Annotated in this window: 19 protein-coding genes and 1 riboswitch; of the genes, 12 read left to right on the top strand and 7 right to left on the bottom strand. The window is 62.5% G+C overall.

Going from position 1 to position 18,586, the window contains the following annotated elements; all coding sequences use genetic code 11:
- The first annotated feature begins 306 nt into the window (after positions 1-306).
- The 6 genes from kdpF to R4P70_RS10650 are packed head-to-tail and all read left to right on the top strand — an operon-like array spanning position 307 to position 8,074.
- Complete coding sequence (gene kdpF, locus R4P70_RS10675) at positions 307-405, top strand: K(+)-transporting ATPase subunit F (RefSeq protein ID WP_007731078.1); 99 nt, start codon at positions 307-309, stop codon at positions 403-405.
- Entirely contained in the window at positions 405-2,090 is a 1,686-nt protein-coding gene (gene kdpA / locus R4P70_RS10670) for a potassium-transporting ATPase subunit KdpA (RefSeq protein ID WP_020969964.1), read from the top strand. The genes kdpF and kdpA overlap by 1 nt, the downstream gene beginning before the upstream one ends.
- The gene (kdpB, locus tag R4P70_RS10665; RefSeq protein WP_020969963.1) at positions 2,087-4,192 is read left to right on the top strand and encodes a potassium-transporting ATPase subunit KdpB; all 2,106 of its coding nucleotides are present in this window, start codon (positions 2,087-2,089) and stop codon (positions 4,190-4,192) included. The genes kdpA and kdpB overlap by 4 nt, the downstream gene beginning before the upstream one ends.
- A 6-nt stretch (positions 4,193-4,198) precedes the next feature.
- Positions 4,199-4,849: a potassium-transporting ATPase subunit C gene (locus R4P70_RS10660; RefSeq protein WP_317830795.1), complete on the top strand. Its 651-nt coding sequence runs from the start codon at positions 4,199-4,201 to the stop codon at positions 4,847-4,849.
- A 7-nt stretch (positions 4,850-4,856) separates the two neighbouring features.
- Positions 4,857-7,397 (top strand): sensor histidine kinase, encoded by a 2,541-nt coding sequence (locus R4P70_RS10655; RefSeq protein WP_020969962.1) that lies wholly within the window; start codon positions 4,857-4,859, stop codon positions 7,395-7,397.
- Positions 7,394-8,074: a response regulator gene (locus R4P70_RS10650; protein ID WP_019749011.1), complete on the top strand. Its 681-nt coding sequence runs from the start codon at positions 7,394-7,396 to the stop codon at positions 8,072-8,074. The genes R4P70_RS10655 and R4P70_RS10650 overlap by 4 nt, the downstream gene beginning before the upstream one ends.
- A gap of 23 nt (positions 8,075-8,097) precedes the next feature.
- Here the strand turns inward: R4P70_RS10650 and R4P70_RS10645 are convergent, their stop codons facing one another.
- Together R4P70_RS10645 and R4P70_RS10640 are read right to left on the bottom strand one after the other, a co-directional pair.
- Positions 8,098-9,078 (bottom strand): zinc-binding alcohol dehydrogenase family protein, encoded by a 981-nt coding sequence (locus R4P70_RS10645; protein WP_086935701.1) that lies wholly within the window; start codon positions 9,076-9,078, stop codon positions 8,098-8,100.
- A complete protein-coding gene (locus R4P70_RS10640) occupies positions 9,075-9,536 on the bottom strand; it encodes a MarR family winged helix-turn-helix transcriptional regulator (RefSeq protein ID WP_021333387.1) in 462 nt (153 codons plus the stop codon). The genes R4P70_RS10645 and R4P70_RS10640 overlap by 4 nt, the downstream gene beginning before the upstream one ends.
- A 121-nt stretch (positions 9,537-9,657) precedes the next feature.
- Between R4P70_RS10640 and dinB the strand changes: the two genes are divergently transcribed.
- Positions 9,658-10,956: a DNA polymerase IV gene (gene dinB / locus R4P70_RS10635; protein ID WP_257237252.1), complete on the top strand. Its 1,299-nt coding sequence runs from the start codon at positions 9,658-9,660 to the stop codon at positions 10,954-10,956.
- Here the strand turns inward: dinB and R4P70_RS10630 are convergent.
- Positions 10,953-12,233 carry an LLM class flavin-dependent oxidoreductase gene (locus tag R4P70_RS10630; RefSeq protein WP_021333385.1) on the bottom strand — a complete coding sequence of 427 codons (1,281 nt, stop codon included), beginning with the start codon at positions 12,231-12,233 and terminating at the stop codon, positions 10,953-10,955. The two genes, dinB and R4P70_RS10630, sit on opposite strands and share 4 nt — an antisense overlap.
- Complete coding sequence (locus tag R4P70_RS10625; RefSeq protein ID WP_411742469.1) at positions 12,233-12,997, bottom strand: 3-oxoacyl-ACP reductase; 765 nt, start codon at positions 12,995-12,997, stop codon at positions 12,233-12,235. Before R4P70_RS10625 ends, R4P70_RS10630 begins: the two co-directional genes overlap by 1 nt.
- Positions 12,998-13,014: 17 nt before the next feature.
- Positions 13,015-13,108, bottom strand: a riboswitch (TPP riboswitch).
- A gap of 138 nt (positions 13,109-13,246) precedes the next feature.
- Here R4P70_RS10625 and R4P70_RS10620 point away from each other — a divergent pair.
- Both R4P70_RS10620 and R4P70_RS10615 read left to right on the top strand, forming a co-directional pair.
- The gene (locus R4P70_RS10620) at positions 13,247-13,687 is read left to right on the top strand and encodes a DoxX family protein (protein WP_020908179.1); all 441 of its coding nucleotides are present in this window, start codon (positions 13,247-13,249) and stop codon (positions 13,685-13,687) included.
- 104 nt (positions 13,688-13,791) lie between these two features.
- Positions 13,792-14,781, top strand: a complete 990-nt coding sequence (locus R4P70_RS10615) for a diiron oxygenase (RefSeq protein WP_317830793.1) — start codon at positions 13,792-13,794, stop codon at positions 14,779-14,781.
- On the opposite strand, the gene R4P70_RS10610 is transcribed toward R4P70_RS10615, so the two are convergent.
- On the bottom strand, positions 14,778-15,527 hold the full coding sequence (locus tag R4P70_RS10610; RefSeq protein WP_020969956.1) for a TetR/AcrR family transcriptional regulator: 750 nt from the start codon (positions 15,525-15,527) through the stop codon (positions 14,778-14,780). The genes R4P70_RS10615 and R4P70_RS10610 overlap by 4 nt on opposite strands.
- Before the next feature lie 96 nt (positions 15,528-15,623).
- On the opposite strand from R4P70_RS10610, the gene recO reads away from it, so the two are divergent.
- The 3 genes from recO to R4P70_RS10595 are packed head-to-tail and all read left to right on the top strand — an operon-like array spanning position 15,624 to position 17,633.
- Positions 15,624-16,439 carry a DNA repair protein RecO gene (gene recO, locus R4P70_RS10605; RefSeq protein ID WP_182262242.1) on the top strand — a complete coding sequence of 272 codons (816 nt, stop codon included), beginning with the start codon at positions 15,624-15,626 and terminating at the stop codon, positions 16,437-16,439.
- A complete protein-coding gene (locus tag R4P70_RS10600; RefSeq protein ID WP_019749001.1) occupies positions 16,396-17,214 on the top strand; it encodes an isoprenyl transferase in 819 nt (272 codons plus the stop codon). The genes recO and R4P70_RS10600 overlap by 44 nt, the downstream gene beginning before the upstream one ends.
- Positions 17,211-17,633 (top strand): YbjN domain-containing protein, encoded by a 423-nt coding sequence (locus tag R4P70_RS10595; protein WP_021333381.1) that lies wholly within the window; start codon positions 17,211-17,213, stop codon positions 17,631-17,633. Before R4P70_RS10600 ends, R4P70_RS10595 begins: the two co-directional genes overlap by 4 nt.
- Before the next feature lie 5 nt (positions 17,634-17,638).
- Here R4P70_RS10595 and R4P70_RS10590 read toward each other — a convergent pair whose 3' ends face one another.
- Both R4P70_RS10590 and R4P70_RS10585 read right to left on the bottom strand, forming a co-directional pair.
- A complete protein-coding gene (locus R4P70_RS10590; RefSeq protein WP_020908177.1) occupies positions 17,639-18,070 on the bottom strand; it encodes a Fur family transcriptional regulator in 432 nt (143 codons plus the stop codon).
- Between the two features lie 11 nt (positions 18,071-18,081).
- Positions 18,082-18,465, bottom strand: coding sequence for an ArsR/SmtB family transcription factor (locus R4P70_RS10585; protein WP_003944457.1), 384 nt, complete (start codon positions 18,463-18,465; stop codon positions 18,082-18,084).
- Positions 18,466-18,586: the final 121 nt, after the last annotated feature.

Raw genomic sequence — 18,586 nt, 5'->3', positions numbered from 1 at the left:
CGTTCGAACGAACAGTAACTTGTTTCAGTATTAGCGAACTTGGGTTCCGCGTCAAGATCGCGTCAAGACGCCAGGTCAGTGCGTAAGTGGATCGTCAGAGACACGGAATCGGCCTCTCTGGAGGTCGAAGCTGAGAGAGCGCATCCGGTCGAGGGCGACCGAGCGTCATGGCTGCGATGCACAGCAGCACGGCAAAAGATTTCGAAGAGGGAAGCTCATGGCCGATCTGGCCTACGTTGCTCTGATTCTCGGCGGTTTTCTCGTGTGCGCGCTGGTGCTGCGCGCCCTACAGGCGAGCGCTCCCAAATGACGGTTGCCGGTGTGGTCAGCGTGGTTCTGATCGCCGTCGCCGCGGCATTGGTCATTTATCTGCTCGTTGCACTCGTAGATCCTGAGAGGTTCTGATGTCGCCCGCTCTTGCAGCCGGCCTGCAGATCGCTTTTGTCCTCGCCGTTCTGGCAATTGCCTACGTTCCGGTGGGCGACTACATGGCACGCGTTTACACGTCGACGCGAGATCTGCGGGTCGAGAGTGTGATCTACCGCGTCGGCCGGATCGACTCGCGGGCCGAGCAGACGTGGTACGGCTACGCCGCAAGCGTTCTCGGATTCTCGTTGGCGAGCGCATTGTTCTTGTACTTTCTCCAACGGATTCAGGGTGTACTACCGCTGAGTGACGGACTGTCCGGCGTCAGCCCTGCCGTTGCCTTCAACACCGCGATTTCCTTTGTGGCGAACACGAACTGGCAGTCGTACACACCGGAAACGACGATGAGCAACTTCGTTCAGCCCGTCGGCCTGGCGGTGCAGAACTTCGTCTCTGCCGCAGTCGGGATGGCGGTGGCCATCGCATTGGTTCGTGGCTTCATTCGGGTTGCCCGGGGCGGCGAAATCGGCAACTTCTGGGTCGATCTGACGCGTGGTTCTCTGCGCATCCTCCTCCCGTTCTCCTTCGTGATCGCCCTGATCCTGTTGAGCCAGGGAGTGATCCAGTCGTTCCACAGCGGTTTCGCCTCCACTGGCCTCGACGGCAATGCGGTGACCAATGCACTAGCTCCCGTCGCGTCCCAGGAAGCGATCAAGGAACTCGGCACGAACGGCGGCGGGATCTTGGCTGCCAACTCGGCGCACCCGTTCGAGAACCCCACCCCGCTGAGCAATATCGTCGAGATTCTGGCGATCCTGTTGATTCCGGTCTGCCTCACAAGAACATTCGGAACTCTCGTCGGTGATCGTAGGCAAGGCCTCACCCTGCTCGCAGTGATGGGAATCCTGTGGAGCGGACTGCTCGCGGTGACGCTCGCTGCCGAATCCGGCGCACGCGGTGTTGCCGCCACAGCAGCTGGTTCGATGATGGAGGGCAAGGAAGTTCGCTTCGGAATCCCCGGATCGGCATTGTTCGCGGTGGCGACCACGGGAACGTCGACGGGTGCGGTGAACTCGGCCCACGACAGCATGTCGCCCCTCGGCGGCGGCGCGGTCCTGCTCAACATGTTGCTCGGCGAAATCGCGCCGGGCGGAGTCGGAACCGGCCTCTACGGGATTCTTGTGCTGGCGCTGATCGCAGTGTTCGTCGGCGGACTGTTGGTCGGTCGCACGCCCGAATACCTCGGCAAGAAGTTGGGTCGACGCGAGATAACCCTTGCGGCGCTGTCGATCCTGGTCATGCCCGCACTGGTCCTGATCGGTACCGCCATCACCGTGATCCTTGGTTCGACCACCGGTTATCAAGGCAACGGGGGAGATCCGGGCACGCCGGGATCGATCCACGGGTTCAGCGAGGTGCTCTACGCTTTCGCTTCCGCCTCGAACAACAACGGCAGCGCGTTCGGCGGTCTGACCGTCACCAGCGACTGGTTCCAGTCGTCTCTCGGAATCTGCATGCTTCTGGGCCGATTCCTGCCCATCATCTTCGTTCTCGCTCTGGCCGGTGCGCTGGCCTCTCAGAAGAAGGTGGCGCCGACGGCCGGCACCCTCCCCACATCCGGTCCGATGTTCACCGGCCTGTTGACCGGCACCGTCGTTCTTGTTGCTGCACTTACATTCTTCCCGGCCCTCGCGCTGGGCCCGCTAGCGGAGGCTCTTCAATGACCGTGCGTATCAGTGAGAAACCCGTGGTAGCGCAAGACGCTGCCGACAAGGTTGATCCAGGGCAGTCCCGTCAAGTACACGCAGGCGTATTCAACCCGCGGCAGATGATCACCGCGTTGCCGGGGGCCGTACGCAAACTCGACCCACGCCACTTGGCGCGTAACCCGGTCATGTTCGTGGTGTTCGTCGGTTCCGTCATCACCACCGTCATGGCGATCGCCGATCCCTCGGTGTTCTCCTGGGTGATCACCCTGTGGCTCTGGTTCACGGTGATCTTCGCGAACCTCGCCGAATCCGTGGCCGAAGGGCGAGGCAAGGCTCAGGCGGCCAGCCTGCGCAAGGTCAAGCAGGACACCACAGCACATCGGATCACGATGAGCGGTGCGATCGAATCGGTTTCCGGCACCGAACTGGTGGTCGGCGACCGGGTGATCGTGGTTGCCGGCGAGGTCATCCCCGGCGACGGCGACGTGGTCGAAGGTATTGCCTCCGTGGATGAATCGGCGATCACCGGTGAATCCGCCCCGGTAGTCCGTGAATCCGGTGGCGACCGCTGCGCCGTCACCGGTGGTACGACGGTTCTCTCCGACCGGATCGTCGTGGAAATCACCGCAGCACCGGGCAGTTCGTTCGTGGACCGGATGATCGCGCTCGTCGAAGGCGCCTCGCGTCAGAAGACACCCAACGAGATTGCGCTCAACATCCTGCTCGCGTCGTTGACGGTCATCTTCCTCCTCGCCGTCGTAGCCATCGGCCCGATGGGCTTGTACGCGGGGCACGAGCAGGATCCGATCAAGCTGATCGCACTCCTCGTCTGCCTGATCCCGACGACCATCGGAGCGCTGCTCTCGGCAATCGGTATCGCGGGCATGGACCGCCTCGTCCAGCGCAACGTTCTCGCGATGTCGGGGCGTGCCGTGGAAGCTGCGGGCGACATCGACACCCTGTTGATGGACAAGACCGGAACCATCACCTTCGGCAACCGCCGGGCGACCGCGCTCCACCCGGCACCCGGCGTATCCGCCGACGATCTTGCTGCGGCAGCGCGCTTGTCGAGCCTGGCTGACGGAACTCCCGAGGGACGGAGCATCGTCGAGTTGTGCGCAGCAGAGTTCTCTCTCGCGGCTGAACCGACGCTCGACGAGGAACGCGCCGAGTTCGTTCCCTTCACGGCACAAACGCGGATGAGCGGACTCGACCACTCCGGACGCCAAATCCGAAAGGGTGCAGCAGATGCGGTGATGAACTGGGTCGTCAGTGGCGGTGGACATGCAGAGACCGCGGTGACCGATACCGTGAACGACATCGCCCAAGCCGGCGGAACACCACTGGTAGTTGCCGTCAAGCACGGTGAGAGCACCTCGATCCTCGGCGTGATCGCGTTGTCCGACGTCGTCAAGCCGGGAATGGCTGACAGGTTCGCCGAACTCCGGGCGATGGGTATTCGCACGATCATGATCACCGGCGACAATCCGTTGACCGCGAAGGCGATTGCCGATGAGGCGGGCGTCGACGACTTCATGGCGGAGGCCACCCCGGAAGACAAACTGGCCCTGATCCGGAAGGAGCAGGAAGGCGGACGTCTCGTCGCGATGACCGGTGACGGGACCAATGATGCGCCCGCCCTTGCCCAGGCGGATGTCGGGGTCGCGATGAACACGGGAACCTCGGCAGCCAAAGAGGCCGGGAACATGGTCGATCTCGATTCCGATCCCACCAAGTTGATCGAGGTAGTGGAAATCGGCAAGCAATTGCTGATCACCCGCGGCGCCTTGACCACATTCTCGTTGGCGAACGACCTGGCGAAGTACTTCGCAATCCTGCCGGCATTGTTCAGCGGCATCTACCCGCAGCTGGACGCGTTGAACATCATGCGGCTCGCCACCCCCGAATCGGCGATCGTCTCGGCCGTGATCTTCAACGCCTTGGTGATCATCGGGTTGATTCCGTTGGCACTCAAGGGTGTTCGATACCGACCGTCGACAGCATCGCAGTTGCTCGGACGTAACCTGCTCGTCTACGGTCTCGGCGGTGTGATCACACCGTTCGTCGGTATCTGGTTGATCGATCTCGTCGTGCGTTTGATTCCTGGAATTGGGTGACCTGACATGCGTTTCACTATCGGTTTTGCCAAACAGGTGTGGGCGGGTTTGCTCGTATTACTTGCACTCACGGTCGTTCTCGGTGTGATCTATCCCGCCGCGGTGTGGGGGGTCAGCCGGATCAGCTCCGGATCTGCCGAAGGCTCACCGGTCACTGATGCCGCCGGTTGCGTGGTCGGCAGTGCCTGGGTGGGTGTTGATCCGCAGGTTGCCGAAGGGCAGCAGGACCCGTTCTTCCACAACCGCGTTGTCGGATCCGTTTCGGACGAGGATCCTTTTGCCACCGGTGATCCGGCTGCGGCACTGCCGTCCAACCAGGGGCCGAGCAGCGAGATTCTGGCCGGATTCATCATCGAGCGCCGGGCAGCCATCGCGGCACGTGAGGGCGTCGACCCGGCATCGGTTCCCGTCGACGCAGTCACCGGTTCGGGCTCGGGTATCGATCCCCACATCAGTCCGGCGTACGCCGAGCTGCAGGTCGCGAGGGTGGCGGCGAACAACGGCATCTCGGAAGACCAGGTGCGGCGCTTGGTGGCTGAGCACACCGACGGTCGGCAACTCGGATTTCTCGGAGCCGAGCGAGTCAACGTCCTGGAATTGAACCTGGCACTCGGATTGACGGCACCTACGTGTGCTGCGCCGACGACTGGTGGATGATTGTCACGTGAGTTCTTCGGAGAAGGTCGGTCAATCTTTCGGTAGGGCACGCAAACGTGGTGAATTGCGTATTTACCTCGGCGCTGCCCCCGGCGTCGGAAAGACCTTCGCGATGCTCGGTGAGGCTCATCGACGTCGAGATCGTGGCTGTGACGTGGTCGCGGCCGTTGTGGAGACACACGGCCGCGCCCGCACGGCGGCGCAGATCGGTGACCTCGAGATCATTCCGCCGAAGCTGGTGGACTATCGCGGAACACGGATGCCGGAACTGGACGTCGAGGCCGTGTTGGCTCGGCGGCCGGCCCTTGTCCTCGTGGACGAGTTGGCACACACCAACACGCCGGGGAGTGAGAATCACAAGCGCTGGCAGGACGTACAGGAACTGCTCGAAGCCGGGATCGACGTCCTGTCCACGGTCAACGTGCAACACCTCGAAAGCCTCAACGACGTTGTCGCGCACATCACCGGCGTGGTTCAGCAGGAGACGGTTCCGGACGCGATAGTGCGTAGTGCGGCGCAGGTCGAGTTGGTCGACATCACTCCGGAGGCGCTGCGCCGCAGACTTTCTCACGGCAACGTGTATTCGCCGGAGCGTGTCGATGCGGCATTGGGTAACTACTTCAGACGCGGAAACCTCACGGCGCTACGCGAACTGGCTCTGCTGTGGGTGGCCGATCAGGTGGACGCCGCACTGGCGAAGTACCGGGCCGAGAACAAGATCACCGATACCTGGGAGGCGCGCGAGCGTGTCGTCGTTGCCGTGACCGGGGGACCGGAGTCGGAAACGCTGGTACGACGCGCATCCCGTATCGCGTCGAAATCGAGTGCCGAGCTGATGGTGGTCCACGTCGTGCGCGGTGACGGACTCACCGGCGTCTCGGCTCCGGAGATGGGCAAGGTGCGCGCGTTGGCCGTCGGGGTCGGCGCCACGCTTCACACCGTTGTCGGTGACGACGTACCGTCGACGCTTCTCGAATTCGCCCGCGAGGAGAACGCCACACAGTTGGTTCTGGGAACGTCGCGACGTTCTCGGCTGGCGCGCATCCTCGACGAGGGGATCGGCGCCGCGGTGGTTCAGCAGTCCGGCGGCATCGACGTTCACATGGTCACCCATGAGGAAACGACCGTCCGCCGGCGGATCTCGTTGTTCGGCCGATCCGAGTACCGCTTGCTGTCGTGGATTGCGGCAGTGGTGGTTCCGACGGCCGCAGCCGGACTCATGGGTCTGATCGACCGGATCTCCGGCGTGCAGGGTGAAAACGCGTTGTTCTTCGTGGTGGTGGTTCTGGTCGCGCTGCTCGGTGGTGTCGGGCCGGCAATGCTGTCTGCTCTGCTATCGGGACTGCTGCTCAATTACTTCTTCACCGACCCCAGGTACAGCTTCACGATCGCCGAACCCGACAACTTCATCACGACGGTGGTGCTGCTGATAGTGGCTGTGGCAGTGGCCGTTCTGGTGGACGCTGCCGCCAAAAAGGCTCGGGAAGCGAAGCGTGCTTCGGAGGAAGCGGAACTTCTGACACTGTTTGCGGGGTCGGTTCTCCGCGGTGCTGACCTGTCCACGCTGCTCGAGAAAGCTCGTGAAATCTACCGTCAACGTGGGGTTTCGGTGGTGCATCATGAGGATGGCGTAGTCGCGGCCGTGGGTGCAGAACCGCCGGCACGTGAAGCTGATGCGGATTCCGTATGCGAGGTGAACGACGGCGAATACGCACTGATGCTGTCGGGGCCGGAGTTGAGTGCGCGTGATCGTCGGGTGTTGACCGTTGTCGCGCACCAGGCGGTCGGCATGATCCGTCAGGACAAGCTCACGGTCGAAGCGAGCAAGGCGGCTGCATTGACCGAGGCTGATCAACTGCGCCGAGCATTGCTTTCGGCTGTGAGCCATGACCTTCGGACACCGCTCGCCGGCGTGAAGGCTGCTGTGTCGAGCTTGCGCAGCGACGACATCGAGTTCTCACCTGAGGACACGGCAGAACTACTGGCCACCATCGAGGAGTCTGCGGATCAGTTGACCGCGCTGGTCGGCAACCTTCTTGATTCGTCCAGACTGGCTGCGGGAGTGGTCAAGCCGACGTTGCGGGCGGTGTACCTCGACGAAGTTGTTCACCGGGCGTTGCTGGGATTAGGCATCGGCGGCCGGTCGGACTCCCGGTCCCACAGTGTGATCGTCGACGTGGGTACTGTTGCCGTGCAAGCCGATCAGGGTTTGCTCGAGAGAGTGATCGCCAACCTCGTCGACAACGCATTGCGGTACGGCGGCACAACACCGGTGCGAGTGGGAGCAGCACGCGTCGGAGACCGCACCGTCATCACCGTCGCAGATACCGGCCCCGGTGTACCCCGTGGTGAAGCCGAATCGATGTTCGAGCCGTTTCAGCGAATGGGGGATCGCGACAACACGGGCGGCGTCGGACTCGGGCTGTCCGTGGTGCGCGGATTTGTCGACGCGATGGGCGGAACGGTCAGTGCCACCGACACTCCGGGCGGTGGGTTGACGATGATGGTCGAACTGGCCGGTGCAGGAACGAATGGAAGCGAGTCATGAGCCGGATACTGGTTGTCGACGACGAACCGCAGATCTTGCGGGCACTACGCATCAACCTCACTGTGCGTGGATATGACGTGGTGACGGCGTCCACCGGAGCAGGGGCCCTGCGCGCTGCAGCGGAACGGCCGCCGGACGTGGTGATTCTCGATCTCGGACTGCCGGACATGGACGGCACCGAAGTACTTGCAGGCCTGCGTGGCTGGTGCACGGCGCCGGTCATCGTGCTGTCGGCGCGCACCGACTCCGCGGACAAAGTCGAGGCCCTCGATGCCGGTGCCGACGATTACGTCACCAAGCCCTTCGGGATGGACGAGTTTCTGGCCCGCGTGCGCGCAGCGGCGAGGCGTGGAACCTCGGCGGCCGATACCTCGGAACCGTCGGTCGAGACCGCGTCGTTCACGGTGGACTTGGCTGCCAAAACGGTGAGCCGGCGCGGTGAACAGGTGCACCTGACTCCGACCGAGTGGGGCATGCTCGAGATGCTTGTGCGCAACCGCGGAAAGCTGGTCGGGCAGAAGGAATTGCTTCGGGAGGTGTGGGGACCGGCTTACGACACCGAGACTCACTATCTGCGTGTCTACCTGGCTCAACTTCGTCGCAAGCTCGAGGACGACCCGGCCAACCCCAAGCATCTGATCACCGAGGCGGGGATGGGTTATCGATTCGTGGTGTGAGAAACCAGGTGTGAGAAACCAGGTCAGATCATCACCACCAATTTGCCACGAGCCGTACCGGCTTCCATCTTGGCATGTGCTTGCGCGATGTCCTCGAACGCGAACACCTCGTCGATCGGTACCACCGCCTCGCCTGACGCGACAGCGGAGAGGAAGTCTTGCAGTACGTCGGCAGGCAGGTCGGACGCGTCCCCGCCGTACGAGGTCAATCGCACTCCGCGTGGAATGTAGTCGATCGGATAGAAGTCCTTGACTGTCCACTCGTTGGACAACATGCCCGTGAAACACACGGTCCCGTGAACGCGAGTGGCGCGCAACGTGTCGGGAAGTGTTGGTGTTCCGACTAATTCGAGAGCCAGATCAACACCGTCCGGGAAAATGTCTCGCACCTGGCCTGCCACGGCACCGTCGTCGAGGACAACGTGGTCGACCCCGATCGCGGTCAACGATGACGTCTTGCTCGCATCGCGGGTGGTCGCAAGGACCGTGAGCCCCCACTGCTTCGCCAGGACTGCGGTTGCCATGCCGACCGAGGAGGTTCCGCCTCGAATCAGTAGGGATTGACCGGATTTCGCATCCAGTCCCACCGTCAGAGAGCCGTACGACGTCTGCAGCATCTCGGGAACAGCTCCCACTGTCGACCAGTCCAGTTTGCTGGAGAAGGGAACGACCTGGCTGACGGGAACGCACGTGTACTCGGCATATCCGCCGTCGAAGACCCGACCCATCCCGCCCATCATGGCGGCGACCTGCTGCCCTTCGGTCAACTCCCCGCCGGGGCAGTTCACCACTTCGCCGACGGCCTCGATGCCCAGCACCCGCGGGAACGTCACGCCTTCGGCGAGGCCGAGGCGGGTGTGCAGTTCGGATCGATTGAGACCGAAGGCCTTCACACGGATGAGTACCCAGCCGGTGGTAGGCGCCGGTATGGGAATCTCCTTGATCGTCAATGCTTCTGGCGGGCCGGGGGCGTCGAGCACGATTGCGCGCATTGTGTCGGTCATGCTTTCTCCTTGGTGATGAGTGTCAGTCGACGGTTGGCTTCGCGCAGCGTGGCCAGTGTCGCGCCGAACCGATCGAGAGCCTCGGGCGTCAGCGCGGAACCGAGACGGCGTGCCAGTTCGTCGTCGAACGTGGCCTTCGCCCGCTGCAACAGGCCAATGCCGTCGGGGGTCAACGCGATGAGTGAGGATCGTTTGTCGGCGGGATTGGATTGTCGACGGCAGTGCCCCGAGGACTCGATCCGATCCACCAATTTGCTCGTGCCACCGACGGTGATCGCGAGGGCTTCGGCAATGTCGAAGACCCGACAGGAACCTAGCCTGTCGATGATCTGCATCGGCTCGAATCGACTCAGTGGCAGGTCGTGCTCGATTCGGAGTCGCTGGTCGACGGCCGTCCACAGTTCGGTTTCGAAGCGGACGAGGTTGTCGAAGTGACCGCTCAGGTCCGACCCCGTCATGAGCAGACCCCGAACCGATATGCATTCCGTGGAATCATTCTTTCACCGTACGCCCGATTCGTGATCAATTCCATGGAATCTATTTGCGGCCTTTCGTTGTGTCGGTGGCGCATGGGAACATATGTTCGTGTCGCATGAGCCGTTGGATCGAGAAACGCCAGGTAATCACCCTGGCGGTGCTCGTTCTGGCGGTAATCATCCTGGGGGTGGTCGACCTACGGGTGACGCAACGATCCTCCATGCGGACCTCGATTCGTTCTACGCATCGGTCGAGCAACGTGACGACCCGACTCTGGCGGGCAGACCGGTCATCGTCGGCGGTGGCGTGGTCCTGGCGGCAAGCTACGAGGCCAAGGCATTCGGGGTTCGAACTGCGATGAGTGGTGGTCAGGCTCGATCACTGTGTCCCCAGGCAATCGTCGTTCCCCCGCGAATGTCGGCGTACTCGCAGGCGAGCAAAGACGTGTTCGACGTCTTTCACGACACGTCGCCGCTGGTCGAAGGAATCTCCATAGACGAGGCCTTTCTCGAGGTCGGCGGGCTCGCCAAAATCGTGGGAAACCCGCTGCAGATCGGGGCCAACCTCAGACGCGACGTGGCCGAGCAGGTCGGACTACCGATCACGGTCGGGATCGCACGCACCAAGTTCCTGGCCAAGGTCGCGAGTGCATTCGCGAAACCCGACGGATTGCTGCGAGTGCCGCCGGAGGGCGAGACCGAATTCCTGCATCCGTTGCCGGTCGAGAAGCTGTGGGGCGTCGGCAAGATCACGGCCCAGAAGTTGCGAAACTTCGACATCGTGACGGTGGGTGACATCGCTCGGCACGACGAATCCTCGATCGTCTCGATTCTCGGGGGCGGCGCCGGTCGCCATCTCTACGCGCTCTCGCACAATCGAGATCCGCGCCCCGTCCGCGCCTATCGTGGCCGCAGTTCGATGGGTGCTCAGCATGCGCTTGGTCGCGGATCCCATTCCCGCGCAGAACTCGATGCGTCGTTGATGTCCCTTGTCGACCGTGTCAGTCGACGCATGCGTTCGGCGCAGCGGACGGGGCGCACGGTCACGCTCCGGCTTCGCTTCGCGGATTTCACGCGGGCAACTCGATCTCACACGCTGCGCCGGTCCACCGCCGACACAGCGGAATTGCTGAACGCCTCGATGGTGCTGCTGGACGAAGCGATACCGATGATCGCGGACAAGGGCATCACGTTGATCGGTGTCGCTGTCTCCAACCTGGATCGGGACGGCGCCGAACAACTCGAATTGCCCTTCGACGGTCCAGGATTCGCGGGTCCGGACACTGCCGCCCTCGACTCGGCGATGGACAGCGTCCGGAAGAAGTTCGGCTCGGCGGCTCTCACGAGGGGAGTGCTCCTGGGACGCGATCCGGACCTGTCGGTGCCGCTACTGCCGGACTAGGTGAGGTTTTCTCTCAGAGTCGCTCCCTCGTATTCGTGTCGGAACAACCCACGCGCCTGCAGCACCGGAATCACGTGATCGACAAAATCTTCCAGGCCCTGCGGATAGGTCGGCGGCATCAGATTGAAACCGTCGGCACCGCGGCCGTCCAACCAGGATTCCATCTCGTCGGCAATCGACTCCGGTGTGCCGATCATCGTTGCGTGACCACCACCCGCAGCGAGCGTCCCGAGGAGTTCCCGCACAGTCGGTGCGTCCTTCTCGACGATCCGCAGAATAGTTGCGTAGCGTCCTTGCGGCCCGCTGAATGCTTCGAGTGGAGGCAACGGGGGCACGGGCCCGTCGAGATCCCAGTCCTCGCAATCCTGTCCGGTGAACAACGAGAGTTGGCGTATCGACTGTTCGGTGGGCAGCAGGCGATCAAGTTCGGCCTTCTTGGCCCGTGCCTCGGCGACAGTACTTCCGACGTAGGTGACCAGCCCCGGCATGACGGCGACCGAGTTCGAATCCCGGCCGGCGCGCTCGATTCTCGACTTCACGTCCGCGTAGTAGCTCTGCGCGCTGGGTAGGTCGTAGGCAACCGAATAGATCGCCTCGGCGCGCTGCGCAGCCAGATCGCGACCCTGCTCGGACGCCCCGGCCTGAAACAAAACCGGTCTGCCCTGCGGGGATCGAGGAACCGTCAACGGGCCGTCGACACGAAAATGCTTGCCGTCGTGATCGATGCGAGAAATCTTGCCTGCGTCGGCAAAACGTCCCGCCCGGTCGAGGATCAGCGCGTCTTCCGACCACGAATCCCACAATGCGAGGGCCACTTCGACAAATTCGTCGGCTCGTTCATATCGGGATGCGTGATCGGGCATCGCCTCGAGTCCGTGGTTGCGCGCCTCCTGGTCGAACATCGAGGTCACGACGTTCCATCCGGCCCGTCCGCCGCTGATGTGGTCGAGCGATGCCAAAAGTCGTGCCGCGTGGAATGGCGTGTAAAAGGTCGTGGAGATGGTGGTGACCAGGCCGACGTTCGCCGTCGCTCGTGCCATGGCAGTCAACGCGGTGATCGGTTCGAGAAACCACGACGCACCAGACTCGGGTTCTCGAACACTGTGACCGTCAGCGAAGAAAACGGCGTCCAGCTTGCCGCGTTCGGCGATCTGGGCGAGCGACTCGTAATACGTGATGTCGCCGAGACTTTCGACCGGTGAGTCGCGGTGTCGCCACGCCGCACTGTGATGCCCGCAACCGAGCAGGAACGCACCTATCCGTAGCTGTGCGCCCATCAGTTCTTGACGAGTCCGCCGTCGACAACCAGATTCTGGCCGGTCACGGCCCGCGACCATGGGGAGGCGAAAAAGAGTGCAGCGTCGGCAAATTCGTCCGGCGTCGTGACTCGGCGCAGGGGAGTGCTTGCCGCGATCATGTCGAACACGGCTTCCGGTGTCGCGGCACTCGCATCGGTGGTGCGGAGCAAGCCGCCGGAGACCATGTTGACTGTGATCCCGTCCGGACCGAGGTCGGCGGACAGCGTCCGTGTCAGTGCCAACAGTGCGGCCTTGGCAGCGGTGTAGTCGTGGTAAGGAACTACCGGATTCTGGACCAGATTGGTTCCGACAGTGATGATTCGGCCGAAGCCGAGTTCGCGCATGCCTGGTAGCGCTGCCTGGGTGGTATTGAGTGTTCCGGCAACAGCTCCGCGTAGTTGAGAGTCGAAGTCGGCCCAGGTGATCGTGTCCGCGTTCGGCCGGGCATTGCCGTTGAACGAGAAGTCGACCAGTGCATTGTCGACCACGGTCGAGATCGGTGCGTCGAATCTCTCGCGTGCAGCGGAGAACAACTGGTCGACGGAACTGCGGTCCGTCACGTCCGCCTGGACTGCGAAGGTGCGATCCTCACCCAGTTCGGCGACCAGGGCCTCGGCGGCATCGCGGCTCTTGTTGTAGTTCACGATTACGCGGGCGCCCGAGCGGGAGAATGCTCGGCTCAGTGCGGCGCCGAGCCCGCGGGCGCCACCGGTGATCAGAACGATCTGCTCGTCGAGGTTCAATGCGCGCTGAAATTGCTGTTCGGTCATGTCGACATCCCTCCGCCAGTGCTAACTGGTCAGGTTCATCGGGTCTGATCTCAGCCGACTTTTTCGGCACCCCGTGTCACCGTCCATCAGACCACGTGAGGTGAATCGTCCCGAACGCCGGGTGCGTAGTAACGGCCGGCGCGATGAGTTTTCGATCGCTCGGGAGTCGTAATTGCAAGCGAAGTGGCAACCGGCCGCTCGCCTTCGCCCCAGGAGACTCCGATGACCACCCAGCCCGTCCACAACGAAACTGTTTCCGGTAACGCCACGACGACGACACCTTCGGCCACGGCTCGCAAGGTCGGATACGTCCTGAGTGGGCTGTTCGTCGTTTTCATGCTCTTCGACGGCATCATTCACATTCTCAACCTTCAGACCGTCAAGGACGCCTCCGCCGAACTTGGGTTGCCGGACTCGCTGGCATTGACGGCCGGGGTGGTGCAACTGATCTGCCTTGCGCTGTACGTGATTCCGCGAACGTCGATACTCGGCGCGATTCTGCTCACCGGTTACCTGGGCGGAGCCGTGTTGACCAACCTTCGAGCGGAACAGCCTCTGCTGAGCACGACATTGTTTGCCGTCTACACCGGAATCGTCATGTGGGCGGGTCTGTATCTCCGAGACGAGAAGGTTCGCGAGATCATCCCGGTGCGGCGGGCGTGAAATCAGGCCCCTGAAGGGGTTGCGTGGGACGCGGTGTCCCATTATGTTTGACCTCATTCAAGTCCGTCGACTCCAATCGACGGACTGGCCGTGAGGAGACACCGATGGCTCGGTCAGCGTCGATCGAAGTGGAAAAGCCGTACCGCCAGGTACTGCAGACTTTGTCCGAGGGCTCAGTTGCCCGCAGTTTCGATCCCTATCTCGACATCGACTGGGATTCACCAGAGTTCGCGATCGATCCGCATGATCCGAGGTGGGTGCTCTCATCCGTGTCGGATCCGCTCGGAGCGACGCAGTGGTACCAGGACCAGTCGTTGGAGCGTCGAATCGCCATGGGAATGTGGCGTCAGGCGAATGTGACCAAGGTGGGTTCGGCATTCGAGAGCATCTTGATCCGGGGAATGCTGCAATACATCATGGCGCTCCCCAACCAGTCGCCTGAGTTCCGGTACTGCCTGCATGAGATGACCGAAGAGTGCAATCACATCCAGATGTTCCAAGAGCTCGTCAATCGTATGGACATCGACGTACCGGGTATGCGTCCGATGTTCCGGCGGCTGTCGCCGATCATCGGAGTGCTGGGAGCAAAGTTCCCGGTCATCTTCTTCATCGGCATTCTGGCTGGTGAAGAACCGATCGACCACTTCCAGAAGGATCTCATCCGCGAGGGTAAGGACACGCCGCCGGCGATGCTCCGCACCATGGAGATTCACATCGCCGAAGAAGCGAGACACATCTCGTTTGCTCACGAGTTCCTGCGCAATCACGTCCCCAGACTCAGTCGTACGAGTCGAGCCATCACATCGGTCGCCTTCCCCGGCACGATGCGTTGGCTTGCGGGCGAAATCATGTCACCGCCAAAGGAATTCGCCGAAGAATTCGGAATCCCGGACGAGGTGATGAAGAGCGCCTTCTGGGGGAGCCCACATTCACGCCGCATCCTGGGTAACTACTTCGGTGAAATGCGAGCCCTGGCAGACGAACTCGGATTGATGAATCCGGTTGCGAAGCGTGCGTGGCGAAAGCTGCGCATCGACGGCGACTACGCCCGCTACCGCGGCGAGCCGAAGCGTTCCGACAAGACCCGGATCTAGTCCGGCCGCGAAGTTCCTCCGTCGGAGGACACCAGCTCGGCTATGAGCGTGGACAATTCGACATGGGGATCGATCTGTAGCCCGCTCGAGCGGGCAACGCCGTCGAACATGTACCAGGTGTATTTCGCGAGGTCGGCGACGATCTCTTCGCGGCTCGGTTTCGGATCGGTGCTTCGGACCCAGTGGGTGAGCGTGCCCTCGACCATTGTCACCACTGCGAACGGTAGTGAATCGAAGGGTGAGGAGTCGATCCCCACGGATCGACCGACTTCGGTGATAGTGGTGCGGGCCGAGTCGGCGATTGTCGCCTTCAGGCTGCTGATCGCGTCGATGCTCTCGTCGTCGTAGTCGGTGGGGCCGGTACCCATGAACTCGTGAATCCGTGGATGCTCGGTGATCCACTCGGCGACGGCGCTGATGGTTCGGGTCAGGATCTGGTCGAGAGTGCCTACCGAAATGCTCATCGACGCATCCAGGGCCGCCGCAAATTGGCCGAGCACAAACGCTCGGACTCGTCGATCGAGGTCGTCTCGGCCGCTGAATTGTCGGTACACCACCGACTTGGCGAGGCCGGCACGGTCGGCGATCTGCTGGACGGACACCTCGGCACCTGCCGCGCGCTCTTCGATCAGTTCGACAGCCGAGGTGAGTATCCGTTTCTGACGCTCGGAGTTGTGTCGCTCCCACCGCGCTTCGCGACCGGTCAACTCTGTAGTGACAGGTTGCGCAATTGCGTCGCTCGGCATCGGGCCAGTCTATCCGGACGGACCCGCCGTATTTCCGACTTGTCATCGGGCGCGGCATCGGGATCGCTCGTCGGTACAACGTGGGACACTGGTCGAGTGAGGTTGTATCGAGACACGGCGGTGGTGCTGCGCCTGCACAAACTGGGCGAAGCCGACCACATCGTCACGTTGCTCACCCGTCAGTTCGGGTTGGTACGTGCCGTGGCCAAGGGTGTCCGCCGGACGACCTCCAAATTCGGTGCCAGACTCGAACCGTTTGCTCACATCGACGTGCAATTACTTCCGGGCAAGAATCTCGACATCATCACTCAGGTGCAGACGGTCGATGCCTTCGCCACTGACATCGTCGACGACTACAGCCGGTACACCACGGCCTGCGCCGTACTCGAAACTGCCGAGCGGTTGGCCGGCGAGGAACGCGCGCCGGCCCCGCAGCTTCAGCGATTGACGGTGGGAGCACTGCGTGCGATCGCCGAGCAGGCGCGGCCGGTCGAGTTCGTGCTCGACGCGTTCTTGTTGCGAGCCATGGGCTATGCGGGTTGGGCGCCTGCCCTCGAAGAGTGCGCCCGCTGCAGCGCTCCGGGACCGCACCGTGCATTTCATGTCGCCGCAGGCGGAGCCGTCTGTACCTACTGCCGCCCGGCGGGTGCTGCGACGCCGTCGCCCGGAGTGCTCGGCTTGATGGAAGCCCTGCTCCGAGGGGAGTGGGAGGGCACCGATTCGGCGCCCGCGACGCTGCGGACGCAAGCCAGCGGACTGGTCGCGGCACACCTGCAGTGGCATCTCGAGCGTCAATTGCGGACGTTGCCGCTGATCGAGCGTTCGAGGCCGCATGCAGCCGTCGAGGTCGACTTGCCCGTGAGGCAGGATGGAACCCGTGATTCGACGACGCGAACCGCGAACTCCGCTTGATCCTGCTGCTGAACGGGTGATCCGGCCACCGGACCCACATCCGTCCGGGGCGACCCCGCCGATCCTGCAAACCGAACTCATCCCGCGCCACGTCGCGTTGGTGATGGACGGCAACGGACGGTGGGCGCAGGAGCGCGGTCTGCCGCGAACCGCCGGGCACGAACGCGGTGAAGCTGTCCTGATGGATACCGTCTGCGGTTGCATCGAGATGGGTGTCGAGTGGCTCTCCGCCTACGCCTTCTCCACCGAGAACTGGAAGCGCAGTCCCGACGAGGTTCGATTCCTGATGGGCTTCAACCGTGACGTCATCCGCCGCCGACGCGACGAGATGAACGAAATGGGTGTGCGTGTTCGCTGGGCCGGTCGTAAGCCGCGCCTGTGGGCCAGTGTGATCAAGGAACTCGAGATCGCCGAAGAACTGACCAAGAACAACACAGTCATGAACTTGACCATGTGTGTGAATTACGGCGGGCGGGCTGAAATTGCCGATGCGGTAAAGGAAATCGCGAAGCGTGTCGCGGCCGGTGAGATCAATCCGGACAAGATCACCGAGGCGACGGTTGCCAAGTACCTCGACGAGCCCGACATGCCCGACGTCGATCTCTTCCTGCGTCCGTCGGGGGAACAGCGGACGTCCAATTTCTTGATCTGGCAATCCGCCTACGCCGAAATGGTGTACCAGGAGAAGCTGTTTCCCGATTTCGACCGCCGCGATCTCTGGGCCGCCTGCGTCGAATACGCCTCACGCGACCGTAGATTCGGTGGCGTCAAATGACAGGGGAGAACATGACCGACACCACCGACCAAGCAGCCCGCCTACAAGAACGCGCGGCCGCCTCGCTGGCGCATTTCGTGACGGTCGATGTGGCTGCGGACGGCTCGCTTGGTTTCCAGTACTCCGGCGCGCTGTGCTCGATCCAGGCGATGAATTTGTCCGAGGGTCTGGACGTGCTGTCCATGACGTGTGTCCTCGCGTGGGACCGACCGGTCAGCGCGGCACTGCATCGCAAGGTGGCCGAGCGGAACCGGACCATCCAATTCGGTTCGATCGCGGTGTTCGGCCACGGCAGTCTGGCGGACGTGATCCTGCGATACACGTTCCCGGCGGCCGGACTGGACGACGAGGCACTGACCACGATGTTGCTACTCGCGCTGACCGGCGCCGATACCGCGCGTCAGGGTTTGATTCCCTGACGCTGTCAGCTGGCGGCGCAGTCGCGGCAGGTGCCGAAGATCTCGACGGTGTGACTCACTTCGGTGAAACCGTTGTCCTCGGCGATGGTCTGTGACCACTGCTCGACCGTCGGGCCCTCGACCTCGACGGTGAATCCGCAGTTGCGGCACACCAGGTGATGGTGGTGTCCGGAGGAGCAGCGTCGGTAGACGGACTCACCTGTGTCGGTGCGCAGGACGTCGATGGTTCCGGCGTCGGACAGTGCCTGCAGCGTGCGGTAGACGGTGGTCAGGCCGATGCCTTCACCGCGCTTGCGCAGTTCGTCGTGCAGTTCCTGTGCCGACTTGAATTCGTCGATGTCGTCGAGCAGAGCGGAGATGGCGCTGCGCTGTTTCGTGGAACGAACGCCGACGGTGGCCGGTCCACGTTTCGAGGTCGTACTGCCCGGGGTGTTCATGCGGTGGAATCTCATCCTTCTTCGGCGTGGGCGACAGCGTCGACGACGATGTGTGCGAGGTGATCGTCGACGAGTCGATAGAGAACTTCTCGTCCGTTGCGTTCGCCGCGGACGACGCCCGCTGCTTTGAGAACGCGCAAATGCTGGCTGATGAGTGGCTGAGTGACACCGAGAGCGCCGACGAGTTCGTGAACGCAGCGCTCCGACTCGTGGAGCTGAAGCACGATCGCGATGCGAACGGGTGCAGCCAGCGCCCGCAGAATTTCGCCGGCGGCCGCCAAAGTTTCCTTGGGCGGCACGGGCGCGGGCGGTGCGGCTTCGAACGGGTCGTGCGTGTGTCCGAGGTCGGAATGATCATGGCTTTTGTGGAGATCGCCGGTATCCGCAATGCTCACAGCGAGGCTCCTTCGAGGGGTAGATCATGATGTCCGGGCATAGCCATCTCACCACATTATTGCAAATCACTTTCATTTTGATATGCACAAGTATGCATGTCAACCTTGGACGGAAGTGCGT

This window comes from Rhodococcus sp. IEGM 1241 (assembly GCF_033142365.1).
Lineage (GTDB): Bacteria > Actinomycetota > Actinomycetes > Mycobacteriales > Mycobacteriaceae > Rhodococcus_F > Rhodococcus_F erythropolis.
This window is presented reverse-complemented; position numbering and strand designations above follow the sequence as displayed.